15 protein-coding genes are annotated in these 19,035 nt (G+C 70.2%); 10 read left to right on the forward strand and 5 right to left on the reverse strand.

The annotated features are described in order from the left end of the window. Nucleotides 1-133: 133 nt before the first annotated feature. On the forward strand, nucleotides 134-1,963 hold the full coding sequence (locus ACSQ18_RS02720; RefSeq protein WP_436035535.1) for an ABC transporter ATP-binding protein: 1,830 nt from the start codon (nucleotides 134-136) through the stop codon (nucleotides 1,961-1,963). Next, a complete protein-coding gene (locus ACSQ18_RS02725) occupies nucleotides 1,960-3,774 on the forward strand; it encodes an ABC transporter ATP-binding protein (RefSeq protein WP_436035536.1) in 1,815 nt (604 codons plus the stop codon). Before ACSQ18_RS02720 ends, ACSQ18_RS02725 begins: the two co-directional genes overlap by 4 nt. A gap of 211 nt (nucleotides 3,775-3,985) precedes the next feature. Here the strand turns inward: ACSQ18_RS02725 and ACSQ18_RS02730 are convergent, their stop codons facing one another. Then, nucleotides 3,986-4,438, reverse strand: a complete 453-nt coding sequence (locus ACSQ18_RS02730) for a GNAT family N-acetyltransferase (RefSeq protein ID WP_144807193.1) — start codon at nucleotides 4,436-4,438, stop codon at nucleotides 3,986-3,988. Nucleotides 4,439-4,591: 153 nt separating this feature from the next. Here ACSQ18_RS02730 and ACSQ18_RS02735 point away from each other — a divergent pair, with 153 nt between their 5' ends. Continuing rightward, the gene (locus ACSQ18_RS02735) at nucleotides 4,592-6,808 is read left to right on the forward strand and encodes an NADP-dependent isocitrate dehydrogenase (RefSeq protein ID WP_436035538.1); all 2,217 of its coding nucleotides are present in this window, start codon (nucleotides 4,592-4,594) and stop codon (nucleotides 6,806-6,808) included. A 113-nt stretch (nucleotides 6,809-6,921) separates the two neighbouring features. On the opposite strand, the gene ACSQ18_RS02740 is transcribed toward ACSQ18_RS02735, so the two are convergent. Beyond that, nucleotides 6,922-8,322, reverse strand: coding sequence for a L,D-transpeptidase family protein (locus ACSQ18_RS02740; protein ID WP_436035540.1), 1,401 nt, complete (start codon nucleotides 8,320-8,322; stop codon nucleotides 6,922-6,924). A 150-nt stretch (nucleotides 8,323-8,472) separates the two neighbouring features. Between ACSQ18_RS02740 and ACSQ18_RS02745 the strand changes: the two genes are divergently transcribed. The 7 genes from ACSQ18_RS02745 (at nucleotide 8,473) to ACSQ18_RS02775 (ending at nucleotide 15,249) form a co-directional block, all read left to right on the forward strand. Continuing rightward, nucleotides 8,473-9,612, forward strand: a complete 1,140-nt coding sequence (locus ACSQ18_RS02745; protein WP_436035542.1) for an ROK family transcriptional regulator — start codon at nucleotides 8,473-8,475, stop codon at nucleotides 9,610-9,612. 66 nt (nucleotides 9,613-9,678) lie between these two features. Further along, entirely contained in the window at nucleotides 9,679-10,959 is a 1,281-nt protein-coding gene (locus tag ACSQ18_RS02750) for an extracellular solute-binding protein (RefSeq protein WP_144807197.1), read from the forward strand. 64 nt (nucleotides 10,960-11,023) lie between these two features. Continuing rightward, nucleotides 11,024-11,986: a carbohydrate ABC transporter permease gene (locus ACSQ18_RS02755; RefSeq protein WP_436035544.1), complete on the forward strand. Its 963-nt coding sequence runs from the start codon at nucleotides 11,024-11,026 to the stop codon at nucleotides 11,984-11,986. Then, on the forward strand, nucleotides 11,983-12,825 hold the full coding sequence (locus tag ACSQ18_RS02760; RefSeq protein WP_436035546.1) for a carbohydrate ABC transporter permease: 843 nt from the start codon (nucleotides 11,983-11,985) through the stop codon (nucleotides 12,823-12,825). The genes ACSQ18_RS02755 and ACSQ18_RS02760 overlap by 4 nt, the downstream gene beginning before the upstream one ends. A gap of 1 nt (nucleotide 12,826) precedes the next feature. Then, entirely contained in the window at nucleotides 12,827-13,771 is a 945-nt protein-coding gene (locus ACSQ18_RS02765; protein ID WP_436035548.1) for an ROK family protein, read from the forward strand. Continuing rightward, nucleotides 13,764-14,543 carry a glucosamine-6-phosphate deaminase gene (locus ACSQ18_RS02770; RefSeq protein WP_436035550.1) on the forward strand — a complete coding sequence of 260 codons (780 nt, stop codon included), beginning with the start codon at nucleotides 13,764-13,766 and terminating at the stop codon, nucleotides 14,541-14,543. The genes ACSQ18_RS02765 and ACSQ18_RS02770 overlap by 8 nt, the downstream gene beginning before the upstream one ends. A 49-nt stretch (nucleotides 14,544-14,592) precedes the next feature. After that, nucleotides 14,593-15,249, forward strand: a complete 657-nt coding sequence (locus ACSQ18_RS02775) for a hypothetical protein (protein ID WP_436035551.1) — start codon at nucleotides 14,593-14,595, stop codon at nucleotides 15,247-15,249. A 10-nt stretch (nucleotides 15,250-15,259) separates the two neighbouring features. Here the strand turns inward: ACSQ18_RS02775 and ACSQ18_RS02780 are convergent, their stop codons facing one another. The 3 genes from ACSQ18_RS02780 to ACSQ18_RS02790 are packed head-to-tail and all read right to left on the reverse strand — an operon-like array spanning nucleotide 15,260 to nucleotide 18,817. Further along, nucleotides 15,260-16,627 (reverse strand): FAD-binding oxidoreductase, encoded by a 1,368-nt coding sequence (locus ACSQ18_RS02780; protein ID WP_436035553.1) that lies wholly within the window; start codon nucleotides 16,625-16,627, stop codon nucleotides 15,260-15,262. Continuing rightward, nucleotides 16,624-17,019 (reverse strand): YrdB family protein, encoded by a 396-nt coding sequence (locus tag ACSQ18_RS02785; protein WP_436035554.1) that lies wholly within the window; start codon nucleotides 17,017-17,019, stop codon nucleotides 16,624-16,626. The genes ACSQ18_RS02780 and ACSQ18_RS02785 overlap by 4 nt, the downstream gene beginning before the upstream one ends. Nucleotides 17,020-17,029: 10 nt before the next feature. Further along, complete coding sequence (locus ACSQ18_RS02790; protein WP_436035555.1) at nucleotides 17,030-18,817, reverse strand: sigma-70 family RNA polymerase sigma factor; 1,788 nt, start codon at nucleotides 18,815-18,817, stop codon at nucleotides 17,030-17,032. Between the last annotated feature and the right edge of the window lie 218 nt (nucleotides 18,818-19,035).

Below are 19,035 nucleotides of genomic sequence, written 5' to 3' on the forward strand. Positions count from 1 at the left end.
CGCGGAGCACGCCCTCCCTCGGGAAGGCAGTGTCTCCACCCCGCGTTACGTTCGTCACGGTGACGAACCGCCTTTCCGCGCGCCTACGCCTCTCCGCCGACTCCGGCATCCGCTCCACCACCCCACAAGGATCATGACCTCTTCCACCGAGAGACCCTCCGCGACTCCGCGACTTTCCACTCTGCGGGCGCTCGCCCGCCTCTACCCGTACGCCAAACCGGTGCTGCCGCGGCTCGTGCTGGGTGCCGTCAGCGCGCTCATCGCGAGCCTGCTGGCGCTCGCCATCCCGCTCGTGCTCGAGGTCGTCGTCGCTGGCCCCATCGCCTCGGGAGACCTCACGCAGCTCGCGTGGGGCGCGGGCGTCGTGCTGGTGCTCGGCCTCCTCGAGGCGCTCATGGTGTGGGCCCGCCGCTTCTTCGTGATGGCCCCCGCGACCAAGGTCGAGTACGACCTGCGCACCGGCTTCTACGAGCGGCTGCAGCGCCTGCCCGTCTCCTTCCACGACAAGTGGCAGTCGGGCCAGCTCCTCAGCCGCATGATGCAGGACATCAGCATGATGCGCCGCTGGATGGCGTTCGGCCTCGTGCTGCTCGTGGTCAACATGCTCACGATCCTCGTCGGCGCGGTGCTCCTGTTCCGCTGGCACTGGCTGCTGGGCGCGACCTTCCTCGTCGTGTGCGCGCCGCTGTGGTACGCCGGCTACCGGTTCGAGAAGACCTACGGCACCCTCGCCCGGCAGAGCCAGGACCAGGCGGGCGACCTCGCGACGTCGGTCGAGGAGTCCGTCCACGGCATCCGCGTGCTCAAGGCGTTCGGGCGCGGCAAGCACGCGCTCGTGAAGTTCACCCGCCAGGCCGAGACGCTGCGCGAGACAGAGCTGAGTAAGGCGCGCGCGATCGGCTGGATCTGGTTCTGGCTGGTGCTGCTCCCGGACATCGCGTTCGCGCTGTGCCTGGGCGTCGGCATCCTGTTGATCCAGACCGACCAGCTGCAGATCGCGGAGCTCGTCGCGTTCTTCGCGATGGCGACGGTACTGCGCTGGCCGATGGAGTCCATCGGCTTCCTGTTCTCGTTCCTGCTCGACGCGCGCACGGCCACCGACCGCATCTTCGAGGTCTTCGACGAGGAGAACACCATCGTCGACCCCGAGAACCCGGTCGACGCGCCCGTCTCCCGCGGCGCGCTCACCTTCGAGGGCGTCCACTTCCGCTACCAGGACGCGGCCGACTCCGAGCGCGACCTGCTCGACGGCATCGACCTCGCCCTTCTCCCGGGCGAGACGATGGCGCTCGTGGGTCTCACCGGTTCGGGCAAGACCACGCTCACGACCCTGCCCGCACGCCTCTACGACGTGACGCAGGGCAGGGTCGCCGTCGACGGGATCGACGTGCGCGACCTGCCGCTGAAGAAGCTGCGCACGGTCGTCGGCATGGCCTTCGAAGACGCCACGCTCTTCTCGCAGACCGTCCGTGAGAACGTGCTGCTCGGCAGGGAAGACCTCGAGGTCGGCAGCGAGGAGGCCGAAGCCGTCATGCGCGAGGCGCTCGCCGTCGCCCAGGCCGGGTTCGTCGACGACCTCCCTCACGGTGCCGACACGGTCATCGGCGAGGAAGGCCTGTCGCTCTCGGGCGGTCAGCGTCAGCGGCTCGCGCTCGCCCGCGCGGTCGCCGCCCGCCCCGCGGTGCTCGTGCTCGACGACCCGCTGTCGGCGCTCGACGTCGACACCGAGGCCCTCGTCGAAGACGCGCTGCGCGAGGTGCTGCACGAGACGACCGCGCTCGTGGTCGCGCACCGGCCGTCCACCGTGACGCTCGCCGACCGGGTCGCGCTGCTCGAAGACGGGCGCATCACCGCCGTGGGCACCCACTCCGAGCTCCTGCGCTCCAGCGAGCACTACCGCCACGTGATCTCGAGTCTCGAAGACGAACAATCCCGCCAGCGGGAGAGGGAGGTGAACCTGTGAGCTCCACGGTCACCGGAACCAGCGGCGAAGACCGCTCCGACTACACGCGCGACGAATCGCGCGCCATCCGTCAGCGTTCGCTGCGGCTGCTCGGCTCGCTCGTGCAGCCGCTGCGCCCCCAGCTCGTGCTGGCGGCGACAGTGCTCGTCGTGTCCACCGCTCTGCGCGTGGCGGGCCCCGCGCTCATCGCCTACGGCATCAACCAGGCGCTGCCCAAGGTGCTCTCCGTGGGCGACTGGATGCCGACGGCTGTCGTCGTGCTCGTCTACCTCGTCGCCGGCATCGGCGGCGCCGCCCTCATCGGGTGGTATGCGGTCGTGGCGGCCCGCTTGACGCAGGCCGTCATGCTCGATCTGCGCAAGCGGATCTTCCTCCACACGCAGCGCCTCAGTCTGGAGTTCCACGAGTCGTACACGTCGGGCCGGATCATCTCCCGCCAGACCAGCGACCTCGACTCCATCCGCGAGCTGCTCGACGGAGGACTCAACGAGCTCGTCTCCGGTGTGCTCTATGGCGGGTTCACGCTCATCGCGCTGCTGCTGCTCGACTGGCACTCCGGCGTCATCCTCCTCGTGATGGGCATCCCGCTGTGGTTCGTCATGCGGTGGTTCTACCTGAACTCGCAGCGGGTGTACCGCGAGTCCCGCGTCGTGAGCGCCAAGGTGATCGTCAAGTTCGTCGAGACCATGACCGGCATCCGTGCCGTCAAGGCGTTCCGCAAGGAGACGCGCAACGACGACGAGTTCGGCGACCTGTCGAGCCAGTACCGCGACGTGAACCTCCGCTCGATCCGCCTGTTCGGCATCTTCGAGCCGGCCATGATGGCGGTCGCGTCGATCTCGGTCGCGCTCGTGCTGCTGTGGGGCGGCATCCGCGTGGCGGAGGGCACGATCCTCGTGGGAACGCTGCTCGCCGGCGTGCTCTACGTCCGCAACTTCTTCTCGCCCCTGCAGGAGATCGCGTTCTTCCTGAACTCCTACCAGTCGGCCACGGCCGCGCTGGAGAAGGTCTCGGGCGTCCTGGAGGAGGAGCCGACGGTTCCCGACCCGGCGAAGCCCGTCGACCTGTGGACGGCGAAGGGGCACATCGAGTTCCGCGACGTGACGTTCGGCTACTCCGACGACCGCACGATCCTGCCGCACTTCTCGCTGGACATCCCGGCGGGGCAGACGATCGCGCTCGTCGGCACGACCGGTGCGGGCAAGTCGACGCTCGCCAAGCTGGTGTCGCGCTTCTACGACCCGTCGAAGGGCGCCGTCACGCTCGACGACGTCGATCTGCGGTCGCTGCACCCCAAGGACCTCCGTCGCGCGATCGTCATGGTCACGCAGGAGGCCTACCTGTTCAGCGGGACGGTCGCCGACAACATCGCCCTCGGCAAGCCCGACGCGACGATGGACGAGATCCGCGCCGCGGCGCGTGCGGTCGGGGCCCACGACTTCATCGAGCGACTGCCCGACGGCTATGCGACCGACGTGAACAAGCGCGGCGGCCGGGTGTCGGCGGGTCAGCGTCAGCTGATCTCGTTCGCCCGCGCGTTCCTCGCCGATCCGGCGGTGCTCATCCTCGACGAGGCCACGGCATCCCTCGACATCCCGTCGGAGCGGCAGATCCAGGACGCGTTGCAGACCCTCCTCGCCGACCGGACGGCGATCATCATCGCGCACCGGCTGTCGACGGTCGCGATCGCCGACCGGGTGCTCGTGATGGAGCACGGTCGCATCATCGAGGACGACTCCCCGGAGGTGCTGATCTCGGGAACGGGCAAGTTCGCGCAGCTGCACGCCGCCTGGCGGGAGTCGCTCGTCTAGCGGCGTCGAGGTGGCGTAGCGGAGGAGATCCGCGTAACGGAGGGCGGATGCCGGTCAGGCACCCTCCGCTATGCGGATCTCCTCCGTTGTGCCGCCGGCCCCGCGGGTCGTCGGCAGGCGCACCGAGGGCGGCGAGGCACCGTTGGGGGAGGGTATACGAATGCCTCGCCGCCGGCCGGAATCCCACGGCGGTGGGAGAGGGAAGTGCAGGTCAGAGCCGAATTTCGGCGACCACTTCGCCGAACTCGGTCTCATCCACCGGAGTGAAGCCGACGCGGCGGAAGAACGCCTCGGGGCCCCCTTCGCCGGCTTCGTAGATGACGTTGACGTGGTCCATGTCGCGGCGACGCGCTTCGTCCAGCAGCTGCTCGACGGCGTAGCGCCCGACACCTCGGCCCTGGTCATCGGCGTCGACGTTGATGCGCCACAGCACGGAGCGGAAGTGCTCCTGCGGCGCCTCGGGGTCGAAGTTCGCGCTCACGAAGCCGACGACCTCGTTCTCGTCGAGGACGACCCGCTGCCACGCCGTGGCCGGGTTGATCACCGCCGCCGCGACGGCGTAGCTCGTGGGTGCGAGGAACTGCTCCTGGCCGGGCTTGAGCGACATCGCGTTGACGGCCACGATGGTCGCGGCCGAGAGTTCCACCAGGCGCAGCTCGGTCATGGGGCCAGGCTACCCGGCGGGATGCCGTGCCGCACTCCCCGATTCTCGAGATATCTCGACGTCGAGATATCTTCGCGGGTCGTGCGATAGGCTGGGGCACGGCGCCGCGAGGCCCTCAGTCGCTCGTTCCGACGCTCATCAGGAGAGACACCCGTGCCCGATTCCACCATCATCTACACGCACACCGACGAGGCGCCCGCGCTTGCGACGGCCTCGTTCCTGCCGATCGTCCGCGCGTTCGCCGGGCAGGCGGGCGTGGAGCTCGAGACCCGCGACATCTCGCTCGCCGGTCGTATCCTCGCCGCGTTCCCGCAGCGGCTCACGCCCGAGCAGCAGGTGGGCGACGCGCTCGCCGAGCTCGGCGGTCTCGCCACGCTCCCCGAGGCGAACATCATCAAGCTGCCGAACATCTCGGCATCCATCCCGCAGCTGAAGGCGGCCATCGCCGAGTTGCAGGCCCAGGGCTACGACATCCCCGACTACCCCGACGAGGCGGCCACGGTCGAGGAGAAGGACATCCGCGCCCGCTACGACCGCATCAAGGGCTCGGCCGTGAACCCCGTGCTGCGCGAGGGCAACAGCGACCGTCGCGCGCCCCTGTCGGTGAAGAACTACGCGCGCAAGCACCCGCACCGCAACAAGCCGTTCCCCGCGGGCTCGAAGACGCGCGTGGCCACCATGGGCCATGACGACTTCCGCAGCAACGAGAAGTCCTGGGTCGCCGCCCATGACGACGTGCTGACCATCCGTCACGTCGCCGCCGACGGCACGGAGACGGTATTCAAGGACAACCTGAAGGTGCTGCCGCGCGAGATCATCGACGCGACCTTCCTCTCGGCTGCCGCGCTCGATGCCTTCCTCGCCGACACGCTCGAGTCCGCCTCCGCCGACGACGTGCTCTACTCGGTGCACCTCAAGGCGACCATGATGAAGGTCAGCGACCCGATCATCTTCGGTCACGTCGTGAAGGCGTTCTTCGCCGACGTGTTCGCGCGGTTCGGAGACCGCATCGCCGAGGCCGGCCTCACGCCGAACAACGGGCTCGGCTCGATCCTCGCGGGACTCGGCGAGGTCGAGGGCGGCGAGGAGATCCGCGCCGCGTTCCTGGCGCGACTGCAGGACGGCCCGCGCCTGTCCTACGTCAACAGCGACAAGGGCATCACCAACCTCCACGTCCCGTCGGACGTCATCGTCGATGCGTCGATGCCGGCCCTCGTGCGCAACGGCGGCAAGCTGTGGGGCGCCGACGGCGGCGAAGCCGACACGCTCGCCGTCATCCCCGACTCGTCCTACGCCGGTGTGTACCAGGCCGTCATCGACGACGTGATCGCCAACGGTCCGCTCGACCCCGCCACGATCGGCACCGTCCCGAACGTGGGTCTCATGGCGCAGGCGGCCGAGGAGTACGGCAGCCACGACAAGACCTTCGAGATCGCCGCGCCCGGTGTCGTGCAGATCGTCGACGGCTCGGGCGAGGTCGTCATCGAGCACGACGTCGAGGCCGGCGACATCTGGCGCGCGACGCAGACGAAGTACCTGCCCGTCGTCGACTGGGTCAAGCTCGCGGTCGGTCGTGCCCGTGCGACGGGCGTGCCCGCCGTGTTCTGGCTCGATGTCAACCGCGCACACGACGCCCAGATCATCGCGAAGGTCTACCAGGCTCTCGCCACGCTCGACACGCACGGCGTGGAGATCTCGATCCTGTCGCCCGCCGAGGCCACGCGGTACACGCTCGCTCGCATGCGTCACGGCCTCGACACCATCTCGGTCACCGGCAACGTGCTGCGCGACTACCTCACCGACCTGTTCCCGATCCTCGAGGTCGGCACGAGCGCCAAGATGCTCTCGATCGTGCCGCTCCTGGCCGGCGGCGGTCTGTTCGAGACGGGTGCGGGCGGCTCGGCCCCCAAGCACGTCCAGCAGCTCGTCGAGGAGGACTACCTCCGCTGGGATTCGCTGGGGGAGTTCTTCGCGCTCGCGGCCTCCTTCGAGCACCTGTCGGAGTTCACCGGGAACGCGAAGGCGAAGGTCCTCGCCGACACGCTCGACGCGGCCACCGGCACCTTCCTCGAAGAGGACAAGTCGCCCGGTCGCGCGCTGGGCACGATCGACAACCGGGGCAGCCACTTCTACCTCGCGCTGTACTGGGCGCAGGAGCTCGCGCGGCAGGCGGCGGATGCCGAGCTGGCCGCCGCGTTCGCTCCGGTCGCGGAGACCCTCGCCGCACACGAGCAGGCGATCGTCGCCGAGCTCGTCGCGGTGCAGGGCAAGCCGGTCGACATCGGCGGCTACTACCACCCCGACACGCAGAAGGTCGAAACCGTGATGCGGCCGTCCGCGACGCTCAACGGCGTCATCGACGCCCTGTAGTCAGGCACGCCCCGAGAGGGCGACGACGAAGGCGGCCCGAGCCATCCGAGAGGATGCCGGGCCGCCTTCGTGCGGGTCGGTCTGAGGTCTGGGTGGTGCCTGCCGGCGATGGCTCAGGCGTGAATCCACACGTCGACGCCCACCGGCGACCAGTCGTAGATCTTCTTGGCCTTCGCGGGCGGCATGTTGACGCAGCCGGCGCTCATGACGTTGCCGAAGTTGTTGTGCCAGTAGGCGCCGTGGAAGGCCTGGTTGCCGTTGAAGTACATGACCCACGGCACGTCTTCCTGCGTGTACTTCTTGCCCGAGTCGCGCGCGGTGCCCTGCATATCCTGCGACGCCGTCTTCCAGCCGATCGAGTAGTGGCCCTGGTAGGTGACCGCGCCGGGGCGTCCGCTGGAGATGAGCCACGTGTCGACGACCTTGCCGTTCTCCTTGAGGTAGAGGCGCTGCTTGCTGAGATCGACCTCGAGGAGCCGTTCGAGTTCGGTGGTCTTCTGCGGGGTGACGGCGACGGGGAGCTCGTAGACACCGGAGCCGGAGGCGAGCTGAGCGGCGAAGGCCGCCGCGACGCCGGAGGTGTCACCGAGGACGCGGCCGTCCTGCCCCGTGACGATCTCGCGGAGCACGTCGCCCGCGGCGTTGGTCACGACCGTCCCGTCGATGACCTTCTGATCGATGTCCAGTGAGTCGACGACCTCCTGGATGCGGGCGGCGTCGGCGGTGACGACGAACTCGCCGGTGTCGTCGGTGGTGATCGTGAGCCACGACGCGGCATCCGCTGGGCTCACCGGGACGGTGCGCTCGTCGCCGACGTAGAACCCGATCTCGGCGAGCATCGCGTTGAGGCGGTCGGCGGTGGCCTGCGCCTTCTCGGTGGTGGCGGTCGCGGACACCGGCCCGGCCGTCGGGTCGATGACGACGTCGGAGCGACCCGAGGAGAACGCGTCCTGGAGCGCGGCGGTCACGACATCGAGGTCGATGCCGCGGCCGTCGACGGCGGGCGTGACGATGTAGCCGTCGTCGGCGAAGACGATCGCGGCGGGGGTGGGAGCCGTGAAAGATTCGGGTGCGACCTGCTGGAGCGCGGCCGTCGCGGTGGTCGCGTCGAGGTCGATCTCGGCGTCGGCCGTGTCGCCGAACCACTGCGCGACGTTCCAGAGCGGACGGTCGTGATACGCCTGGCCCGCGAGAGTCCCGGCATCCACGATCGCCCCGAGCTGGGCACCGGTGACGCTCGGGCCGCCCTCGCCGAGGGTGACGGTCGTGTTCGCGAGGCGCTGTGCGATGGCGTCGCTGGCGGCACCGGCCGTGAGGAAGCCGACGGGAACGCCGGCCACGGCGGTGCCCGGCGCGATGAGGACGAGGGATGCCGCGACGAGTCCGACCGTCGCGACGGCGGCGGGAACGCCGATGCGCAGTCCCCAACGCCGGCGCTTCGGCGCGGGCGATGCGGGCGCCCACTGCAGCGCCGGAGCGGGCGCGTCGGGGGTCGTCTCGGTCGGATCGGTCACGGGCCCATGGTACGCGAGCCGGTCGGGAAGAAGCAGTGAATCGGCTGCTCAGCGCGAATGCACCGGTGAATGTAACAGTTTTGTAAATGATCCTGCCGAATTCCGGAAAGCCGTTGCGTCGGCGGGAGTTCGTAAGGTCTACTAACAAACATGACGGCATCCGACGTGCGCTCCCTTCCGGGTCGTGGCATTCGCCACGCGACGAAGGTGCTGCCCGAGCACGCCCGAGCGCACAACCGCTCGCTCGTGCTCCAGACCCTCTTCCACCAGGGGGCCATGAGCCGCGCCGACCTGTCGCGCGAGACCGGCCTCACCCGGGTGACCATCTCCGACCTCATCAGCGAGCTCATCGCCGACGGCTACGTCATCGAACGCGGCCTGCGGGAAGTGTCGGGCCCGGGCAAGCCCGCGATCCTCGTCGATCTCGACCGCGAGGGTCACCGGATCGTCGGCCTCGATCTGTCCGGCACCGATCGGTTCCTCGGCGCGGTACTCACCCTCGACGGCGAGATCGTCGCCCGCCACGACGTGCCCGTCCCCGCCGACCCGGCGGAGATCCTGAGCGTCGTCACCTCCCTCGCCCGCGACCTCGTCGCCGACGCCCACGCCCCCGTGCTCGGCATCGGCGTCGGCACTCCCGGCATCGTCGACGACAGCGGCGTCGTGCTGACCGCTCCGAACTTCGCGTGGACCGAGGTCGACGTCGAAGGGGCGCTGTCGGGCGAGCTCGACCTCCCCGTCCTCGTCGCCAACGACGCCAACGCCGCCGTGCTCGCCGAGTACACCTTCGGCGGCGCTCCCGACGACGTGCTCCTCGTACGCGTCGGTCGCGGTGTCGGCTCGGGACTCCTGGCCGGCGGGGTACCGATGCGGGGGAGCCGCTTCGCCGCGGGCGAGATCGGCCACGTGACCGTCGGCACCGACGGCGGTCCCCGCTGCGTGTGCGGCAAGGTCGGCTGCCTCGAGGCGTGGCTGTCCGTACCGGCACTCGAGACGCGCCTCGCAGAAGACGACGCGGATGCCGACGGCATCCTGCGTGACGCCGGCGAACGCCTCGGCATCGCCCTCGCGCCCATCGTGGGCGCCCTCGACCTGTCGGAGATCGTGCTCTCCGGCCCCCTCGAACTTCTCGACGGCGCGCTCGCACAGGCGACCGTCGAGACGCTCCGCGCACGCACGCTCGCCCAGTTCCACGACGGCGTGCGGGTGCGGATGACGGCGCAAGGCGAGGACATCGTCCTCCGCGGCGCCGCCGTCATGGTCCTGTCGGGACGCCTCGGCGTCTCCTGACACCCGGCATCACCCATCCCGGACGGTATCCCTCCGGAACACCAAGAGAAAACGAAGGAAGACACCATGAACAAGAAGCTCGGAGCCTTTGCGCTCATCGGCGCTTCGGCTGTCGTTCTCGCAGGCTGCGCGGGCGGCGGAGCAACGACGCCCACGTCCGCGGGCACGCCGGAGCCGGGAGAGCTGCGCGTGTGGCTCGTCGGCACCGACACCCCGCAGGAAGCGCGCGACTACCTCACCGAGACGTTCGCGGCGGAGAACCCCGGCAGCACCCTGGTCATCGAAGAGCAGCAGTGGACCGGCCTCGTGGACAAGCTGACCACGAGCCTGTCCTCCAACGACAGCCCCGACATCGTCGAGATGGGCAACACGCAGGCCGCCGCGTTCACGTCGGCGGGGGCGCTGCTCGATCTCAGCGACATCCAGGAGCAGCTGGGCGGCTCCGACCTCCTCGACGGGTTCGTCGAGGCCGGTTCGTGGGACGGCAAGCTCTACGCCGCGCCGTACTACTCGGGCGCCCGCGTGGTCTTCTACAACACGGCCCAGTACGAGGAGGCCGGCGTCGCCGTGCCGACGACGCTCGACGAGTACGTCTCCAACGGCGTCACGCTCGCCGACTCGCTCGACGGGGTCTCCGGCGTCTACTTCCCGGGCAAGGACTGGTACAACGCCCTGCCCTTCATCTGGGAGAACGGCGGCGAGGTCGCCGTGCAGAACGACGACGGCAGCTGGGACGCGCAGTTCTCGTCGGAGGGCTCGCTCGCCGGCATCGCTCAGGTGCAGGAGCTCATGACGAAGGCGTCACTCGCCGCGAAGGACGGCGACGAGACCGAGGCCTGGGTGCCGTTCCGCACCGAGAAGGCTGCGACCCTGTCGGTTCCGAGCTGGGCCTACTGGTCGATCGTCGCCGACGAGGACCAGAAGGAGACGGCGCTCACCGACACGCTCGGCTACTTCGCCCTCCCGGGCAAGGACGGCGGCGCCGCGCAGGTGTTCGCGGGCGGCTCGAACGTGGGTATCGCCGCGAAGTCGGCGCACCCGGAGCTCGCCAAGAGCGCTCTGGAGATCATGCTGAGCGACGAGTACCAGACGATCCTCGCCAAGGCGGGACTCGTGCCCGCCAAGAAGTCGCTGGGCGGCAACGTCGCGGCGGCGACCCCCGAGCTCGCCAAGGTCATCGCGGATGCCGCGGCGAACGCGAAGCTGACCCCCGCGTCGCCCAAGTGGGCCGACGTGGAAGCGAAGGGCCTCCTGCAGGACTTCTTCGTCAAGGTCGCCAACGGCGGTGACATCGCGTCGCTGGCCGCCGAGCTCGACACCCAGATCGAGTCCATCCTCAACGGCTGACCGATCCCGTTCCCCCGGGGCGCCGGGCGCCCCGGGGGAACTCCCCACACAGAAGGACGAGACCGTGTCGGCCTCCACCACCCTCCCCCTCGCCGCGACGGGCAGTCCGCCGCCGGCCCCGGCGGCACCTCGTCGCCGCCGGTTCAGCGCCACGCCGCTGGCCCTCCTGCTCCCGTCGCTGGTCATGCTGGTCGTCTTCATCGGCTGGCCGCTCGTGCAGCTCGTGATGATGTCGTTCCAGAAGTACGGCCGCGAGCAGATCTTCGGCGCTCCTGCCGATTTCATCGGCATCGACAACTACGTCCGCGTGCTCACCGACCCGGAGTTCTGGGTGGTGCTGGGCCGCAGTGTCGGTCTCTGCCTCGTGAGCGTGGCCGCCACGATGGTGCTCGGCGTATCGATCGCCCTGCTCATGCGGGCGCTCGGGTCGGTCATGCGCACCGTCGTCTCGGTGGGGCTGCTGCTGGCGTGGGCGATGCCGGCGCTGACCGCCACGATCGTGTGGGGGTGGATCTTCGACACCGACTACGGTCTCGTCAACTACTTCCTCACTCAGGTGACGGGCACCGACTGGACCGGTCACAGCTGGCTGAGCGATCCGCTGAGCTTCTTCGCGGTCGCCGCCATCATCATCACGTGGGGCGCGATCCCCTTCGTGGCCTTCTCGACCTACGCGGGTCTGACTCAGGTGCCCGACGAGGTCATGGAGGCGGCCTCGCTCGACGGTGCCGGCGGGTGGCAGCGCTTCCGACTCATCGTCGTCCCGTACGTGAAGTCGATCCTCATCGTCCTGTTGATCCTGCAGGTGATCTGGGACCTGCGCGTGTTCGCGCAGATCTACGCGCTGCAGACGATCGGCGGCGTCCGCGCCGACACGAACACGATCGGCGTCTACATCTACAGCGTCTCGATGGCGACCGGAGACCTCGGGTCGGGCGGTGCGATCGCGGTGATCCTCGTGCTCATCCTGCTCGCGATCTCCGCCGCCTACATCCGCACGATGCTGAAGTCGGAGGAGGAACTGTGAGCGCGCGCACGACTCGCCGGGCGCGGCGTCTTCTCCTCAATCTCGCGGCACTCGTCGTGTTCGTCTGCTCGGTCTTCCCGGTCTACTGGATGGTGAACACCGCCTTCCTGCCCGGCTCCGCCGTCCGGAGCGAGACGCCGCACCTGTGGCCCGACGAGTTCACGCTGCGCTCGTTCGTCGCGGCGTGGAACGACGGCGGGTTCCTCCCGGCGCTCGGCGTCTCGCTCGCCGTCACGATCCTCACGGTCGTCACCGCGCTGCTGTTCGCCTTCCTGGCGTCGATCGCCGTGTCGCGCTATCGCTTCCGCTCCCGCAAGTCGTTCATCATCGCGATCCTCGTGATCCAGATGATCCCCGCCGAAGCCATGATCATCTCGACGTTCCGGGTGCTCGACGGGTGGCAGCTGCTGAACACGATCGTCGGTCTGTCGGCCGTCTACATCGCCATGGTGCTGCCGTTCACGATCTGGACGCTCCGCGGCTTCGTCAACGGGGTGCCCGCCGACCTGGAGGAGGCGGCGATGATCGACGGCTGCAGCCGGAACCAGGCCTTCTGGCGTGTCACGTTCCCGCTGCTGGCTCCGGGGCTCGTCTCCACCGGCATCTTCGCGTTCATCCAGGCCTGGAACGAGTTCGTGTTCGCGCTGGTGATCATGACCCGGCCCGAATCGCAGACGCTGCCCATCTGGCTTCGCAGCTTCGTGCAGGCGACCAAGGCCACCGACTGGGCGGTCGTGATGGCCGGCTCGACGCTCATGGCGATCCCCGTCGTCGTGTTCTTCCTGATCGTTCAGGGACGCATGACCAGCGGCCTGGTCTCCGGAGCGGTGAAGGGCTGACATGCGTCTCGGATTCGACGTCGGCGGCACCAAGACCGACGCAGTGGCCGTCGCGCCCGACGGCGAGATCGTCGCGCGTCTGCGCCGGCCGACCGGGTGGGGCGCGGATGCCGTGGTGGGAACGATCGCCGACGCGGTGGTCGCGCTCTGTGCCGACATCGGGCATGCGCCGACCGAGCTGGACTCGATCGGCATCGGCATCCCGGGCCAGGTCGCCGAGGGGACGGCGCGCATCTCCCACGCGGTGAACCTCGGGATCGAGACGCTCGACCTCGGCGCCGCCGTCGGTCCGCTCTTCGGCGTGCCGGTGCGCGCGGAGAACGACGTGAAGGCAGCGGCGGTCGGCGCCTTCGCGCTCCGGCGCAGGGCGAGAGCGCGGGAGGCATCCGGGAGCCTCGCCTACCTCAACCTGGGAACGGGTGTCGCGGCCGGCATCGTGCGCGACGGTCGTCTGTGGCGCGGTGCGCGCGGCACGGCCGGTGAGGTCGGGCACATTCCCGTCGATCCGCGCGGGCCGCGCTGCCGGTGCGGCCAGCGCGGGTGCATCGAGGCGCTGGCGGGCGGCGGTGCCGTGGCCCAGCGCTGGGGCGAGCCCGGCATCCTTCCCATCCGCGATGTGTTCGACGCGGCGGATGCCGGTGACCCGACGGCCGACGGGCTCCGCCGCGATCTCGCCTACGGCGTGGCGGCGGCCGTCCGCATCCTCGTGCTGACGGAGGATGCGGAGACCGTCGTACTCGGCGGGGGACTGACGGCGCTCGGCGATCGTCTGCTCGCACCGCTCGTGGCGGAGCTCGAGGTCAGCGCGGCGGAGTCGACGTTCCTGCGGTCGCTGCACCTTCCCGAACGCATCGAACTCCTGCCGCCGGGTTCGCCCGCGGCAGCCTTGGGCGCCGCCCTCATCGGCGCGACCGCACACGAACAGGAGGTCCTCGCGCATGGCTGAGGTCGTCATCGTCCCCACTCCGGCCGCGGCGGGAGAACTCGTCGCCGACGAGATCGTCCGCCTCGTCCGAACCCGCCCGGATGCCGTGCTGGGACTCGCGACCGGTTCGACGCCCCTGCCGGTCTACACGGCGCTGCGCCCGCGGCTCACCGGCGTCGATGTCAGCCGCGTGCGCGGTTTCGCGCTCGACGAGTACGTCGGCATCGATCCGCGGCATCCGGAGAGCTACCGTTCGGTGATCACGCGCGAGGTGGTCGAGCCGCTGGGGCTCGACCCGGACCGCATCCGCACGCCCGACGGCAGCCTCGACGGGATCGAGCACGCCGGAGAGGACTACGAGACGGCGATCGCCGCTGCCGGCGGCGTCGACCTCCAGCTCCTCGGGATCGGCACGTCGGGTCACATCGGCTTCAACGAGCCGGGCTCGTCGTTCGCGTCGCGCACGCGGGTCAAGACCCTCATCGAGCAGACCCGTGCCGACAACGCCCGCTTCTTCGACTCGATCGACGACGTTCCCCGGCACTGCATCACGCAGGGCCTCGGCACGATCCTCGACGCCCGGCACCTGTTCCTGCTGGCGTTCGGGGAGGGCAAGGCGGATGCCGTGGCGGGCGCGGTGGAGGGCCCGGTGACCTCCTCGTTGCCCGGATCGGCGATCCAACTGCACCCGCACGTGACCGTCGTCGTCGACGAGGCGGCTGCCTCCCGACTGCGCAACGCCGACTACTACCGGTATGCCTTCGCCCACAAGCCCGCCTGGCAGGGATTCTGAGGCGCAGGGTTTCTGAAGCGCATCGGGCGCCGGCGCTAGAGTCGGCACCGTGAGCGACGCGGCGAGGATGACGACGACACCGGCCTGGGTGTGGGGCGGTGGCCTACTGCTGGCGAGCGCGGTGGTTCCGCTCGTGCTCGGCGCCCCTGGACTCGTCGGCGGTCCCGGTATTGCGAACACCCTTTTCGCGTGGCTCGCTATGGCGGCCTTCTCCGCGGCGCTCGTGATCTTCGCCTTCGGGCTGGGCGGACGAGGGTCTGTCGTCGCGCGTCGCCCGTGGGGTGTGGCCGCGATGGTGGCGCTCGCCGCCGTCGGTCCCGTGATGTGGGTGGTGACCGGCATCCTGCCGTACTCCGACAGCGATCCGCAGCGCTACCTGATCCTCGGCTACGTCGACCTCGCCGTGCGGTTCGTCGCGGCGCTGGCCACCGTCGTCGCCATCGGGCGCGCCCGGGTGGTGCCGCCGCCGTGGAACTGGTCGCCGGCGTGGGGCCTGGCCGCCCTGGTCGTGGTGAGTGTCATCACTCAGGTGGTCGGGGTCGCGCTCGGAAGTGCGCCGGAGAGTCAGGATGCGCTCTCCGCGCTCTTCGGGATGTCGGGCCTCGTGAGCGTCGCAGTGCCGTCGCTCCTCGGCATCCTGGCGATCGTGCTCGGGTCCCGCGCCGAGCCCCGTGGCGTCGTACCCGTCTACCCGCCCCAGGTCTGAGGGCGGGTTCTCAGGGCGCGAACACCTTGCCCGGATTGAGGATGCCGGCGGGGTCGAATACGCGCGCGATCTGACGCTGCAGCTCCCACTGGTCGTCGCCGAGCTCGTCGGCGAGCCAGCGCCGCTTGAGCACGCCGATGCCGTGCTCGCCCGTGAGGGTGCCGCCCAGGCGCAGTGCCGCGTGGAAGAGCTCGTCGGCGGCCTCCCAGATGCGGGGCGGCACGACGTCGCCCTCGAAGACGAAGTTGGGGTGCAGGTTGCCGTCGCCCGCGTGGCACACCGTGGGGATGCGGATGCCGTAGGCCGCTTCGATCCGTGCGATGGCGTCGAACATCTCGGGCAGCATGCTGCGCGGCACGGAGACGTCCTCGATGAGGGTCGTGCCGAGAGACTCCATCGCGGGGTGCATCGACCGGCGAATCGACCAGAGCCGCTCGGCGTCGGCGGCGTCGGCCGCGACGGCGACCTCGCCGCCGAGGTCGCGCAGCACGGTGGCGATCGCGTCGGCTTCAGCCTCGGCGGCGACCCCGTCGGTCTGGATGGTGAGCTGAGCCGCGTCGGGGCGAGGCGGGGCGAGCTTCAGCAGGCGGTGGACGGCCTCGAGAGACAGCGCGTCCATCAGCTCCATGATCGCGGGCTGGATGCCGGACGCGGTCACGGCGGCGGCGGCCACCGCGGCCGCGCGCACGTCGGGGAAGACGGCGGTGAGGGTCTGCGACTGTCCGGGGACGAGGCGCCGGAGTTTGAGGGTCGCTCCGACGATGACACCCAGGATGCCCTCGGAGCCGATCACGAGCGAGGTGAGGTCGAGCCCCGTGACGCCTTTGACGCTGCGGTGGCCGAGGCGCAGGAGCCGTCCGTCGGCGAGCACGATGTCCACGCCCAGCACGGCATCCCGGACGACGCCGTACTTCGCGCAGAGGAGACCCCCCGCACCGGTGGCGATGTTGCCTCCGACCGTGGAGATCTCGCGGCTCGCGGGGTCGGGTGCCCACCACACCCCGTGCTCGGCGAGCAGCTCGTTGAGACGCGCGTTCAGGATGCCGGGTTCCACGACGGCCAGGAGGTCGTCGGCCCGGATCTCGAGCACGCGGTCCATGCGTGCGAGGGAGAGCACCAGCTCGCCGGGGCCGGCGTTCGCGCCCCCCGCGAGGCCGGTTCCCGCGCCTCGGGTGACGACGGGCGTGGCGGTCGCGTGCGCGATGCGCAGCGTCGCCTGCACGTCGTCGACGCTCTGCGCGTGGACGATCGCGAGAGGTGCTCCGGGTGACGCGTGACCGGACTTGTCGGCCCGCGTCGCTTCGAGCGCGATCGGGTCGGTGTCGACGCGGTCGCCCAGCTGCGCACGCAGCAGTTCGACGACGTCGGCGGCGCTCATGCGAGTCGGCGGCGTCCGGAGATCACGCCGACGGCGACCGCGACGATGCCGAACACGATGCCGATGGCGGCGTTGCCCATGCTCCACCAGGCGATCGTGGCGGAGGCGTAGACGAGGAGTTCGACGAGGGCGCGCACGAAGGGGTGGACAGCCACGACGGCGCGCGGTGAGACGAAGAGCGCCCAGACCAGGATCGCCACGACCGGGGCGCCGATGCCGAACACGATGTTCCACGGCAGCGCCCAGGCGGTGAAGCCCCACAGGGCCAGCGTCGCGAGGGCGAACAGCTCGCAGACGAAAGCCAGCAGATCGAGGGCGTGGAGCGGGGGGCGCGTGCCTGCCGGAAGGGGCTCGGCCGGTGCTTCCGGGCGCACGTGGGGCAGTTCGGCCATGTCCGCCAGTCTACGGCGCGGTGTCGCCCTCGGCCCGCGTCACCTGGAGCGTCAGCACCTCGCCGACGACGTCGCCGGAGACGTACGCGACCGAGATCCGGGTGCCGAGATCGATCTCGGCGTCGCTGATCGTGAACGCGACGGTGCCGGCCCCCGCCTCATCGAGCGTGACCTCGTTGCGGCGTGTCGGGTCGTCGGTGAACCACAGGCGCACCGTCGCTCCCGCCGGACCGGTGAAGTTGAGGCGAAGGGTCGCGATGCCGTCGACGGAGGCCTCCGCTTCGTAACCCGTGAGAACGGGCACTCCGGCGGGCACGGACGGCGTCGGGGTCGGCGTCGGCGTCGGGGTCGGAGTGGGCGTCGGGGTCGGAGTGGGCGTCGGGGTCGGAGTGGGCGTCGGCGTTGGAGTGGGCGTCGGCGTCGGCGTCGGGGTGGGCGTCGGCTCCGGCGTGGGGGTGGGCGTCGGCGTGGGGCGCGGTTCGGGCGTCGCGGTCGGCGTCGTCGAGGGGCGCGGGACCGGGGGGCGCTCCGGAGTGCTCGTGCGCGGGGGAGCGGCGCTGGGCGTCGGGGTGGGCAGATCGCTGGGCGTCGGGCTCGCGGAAGGTGAGGCGACCGGCTCAGGAGTGGGGGATTCGGGGTGGGGTGTCTCGGGGATGGGTGTGCCGAGCGGTGCGCCGCCGGCGGGCGCCGCCGGGGCGGCGGAGAGCATCGGAGGAAGCACCACCGCGGCTGCGACCGCGCCCGCGGCGACGACCAGCGCGACGAGGGCGGCGACGCCGCCGACTCCCGACAGCACTCCCGAGCCGGCGGCGGAACCGGCAGCGCCTGCGGAGCCCGCCGAGCCGGCGGAGCTCGAGGAACCCACGACGCCGAGGCCGCCGTCCGATCCTGCTGGGCTCACCGGTGCGCCCGCGGAGCCCGCGCCCATGACGGCGCCGGGGAGTGCGGGGGATGCACCGGCGGCCAACGCCACGAGCGGGGTGCCGCCGCCCTGCAGGGTCGCGAGGTACGCCGTCGCCGCGCCGGTTCCGATCGTGAGCGGCAACAGGATCATGGCGAGGCGGTGCGAGACCTCCTTCGCCTCCGAGGCGACGATCGTGCATCGGGCGCAGTCGGCGAGATGCGCCTCGAGCTTCATGCGGTCGCGCTTTCCGAGGTTGCCCCTCGCGTACGCACCCAGGCGGTGGATCGTCCAGTAGCAGTCGGAATCGTCGGTCACCGACCGCAGGTGCGCCTGGATCCACGCCTCGCGCAGCCCTTCGCGCGCGCGGAACGCCAGCTGAGCGACGGCCGTCGGCTTCATGCCCACGAGCGGGGCGATCTCGCCCGGCTTCATCTGCTCGATCTCGGTGTACCAGAGCACCTCCTGCCAGCGCGTCGGCAGACTGCGGAACGCCTGGTGGGTGAGGCTGCGGTCGAGCGCCTCGTCGGTCGCGTGCGCCGCGGCATCCGGGTCTTCCACGGCCTCGAGTTCGTCGATGGGCGTCTCGCGGCGAGCGCGTCCCCACCCGGCCGCCGTGTTGCGGATGCTGGTGAACAGGTACGCGCGGAACGAGCCGGTGGGGCCGCCGCCCGCCTGGATCGACCGGTAGATCCGCGTGTACGCCTCCTGCACGAGGTCGTCGGCGTCGATGCTCGTCGTCACGGACTGCGCCACGGTGAGGCCGGACCGGTAGTGCCGGCGCCACAGCTCGCCGAAGGCCTCGGAGTCGCCGTTGCGCGTGCGTGCGACGAGGTCGGCGTCGGCGGGGGCGCCGTCGAGGGTGTCGTCGGGCGCGGCGTCGTCGGGCGAAGTCATGGTTCGGCGAGAGGCTTCCGTGGTGTCGTCGGGTATTTCGGGCATACGTGTCCCACCACAGAGACGCGTCAGCGCGCATATTATGACGCGAACTCGAAAACTCCCCGCGAATCGAGCTATCTGCAGGAAATCTTCCTGACCTTTCGAGAACTTTGCCGACCGGCGTCATAGAACCCGCCGGACGCCGTCTCTCCTATCGGCGGTCTCCTGGGGGAGTC

It is taken from the genome of Microbacterium sp. LjRoot45, from assembly GCF_964253325.1.
In the GTDB taxonomy this organism is placed as follows: domain Bacteria; phylum Actinomycetota; class Actinomycetes; order Actinomycetales; family Microbacteriaceae; genus Microbacterium.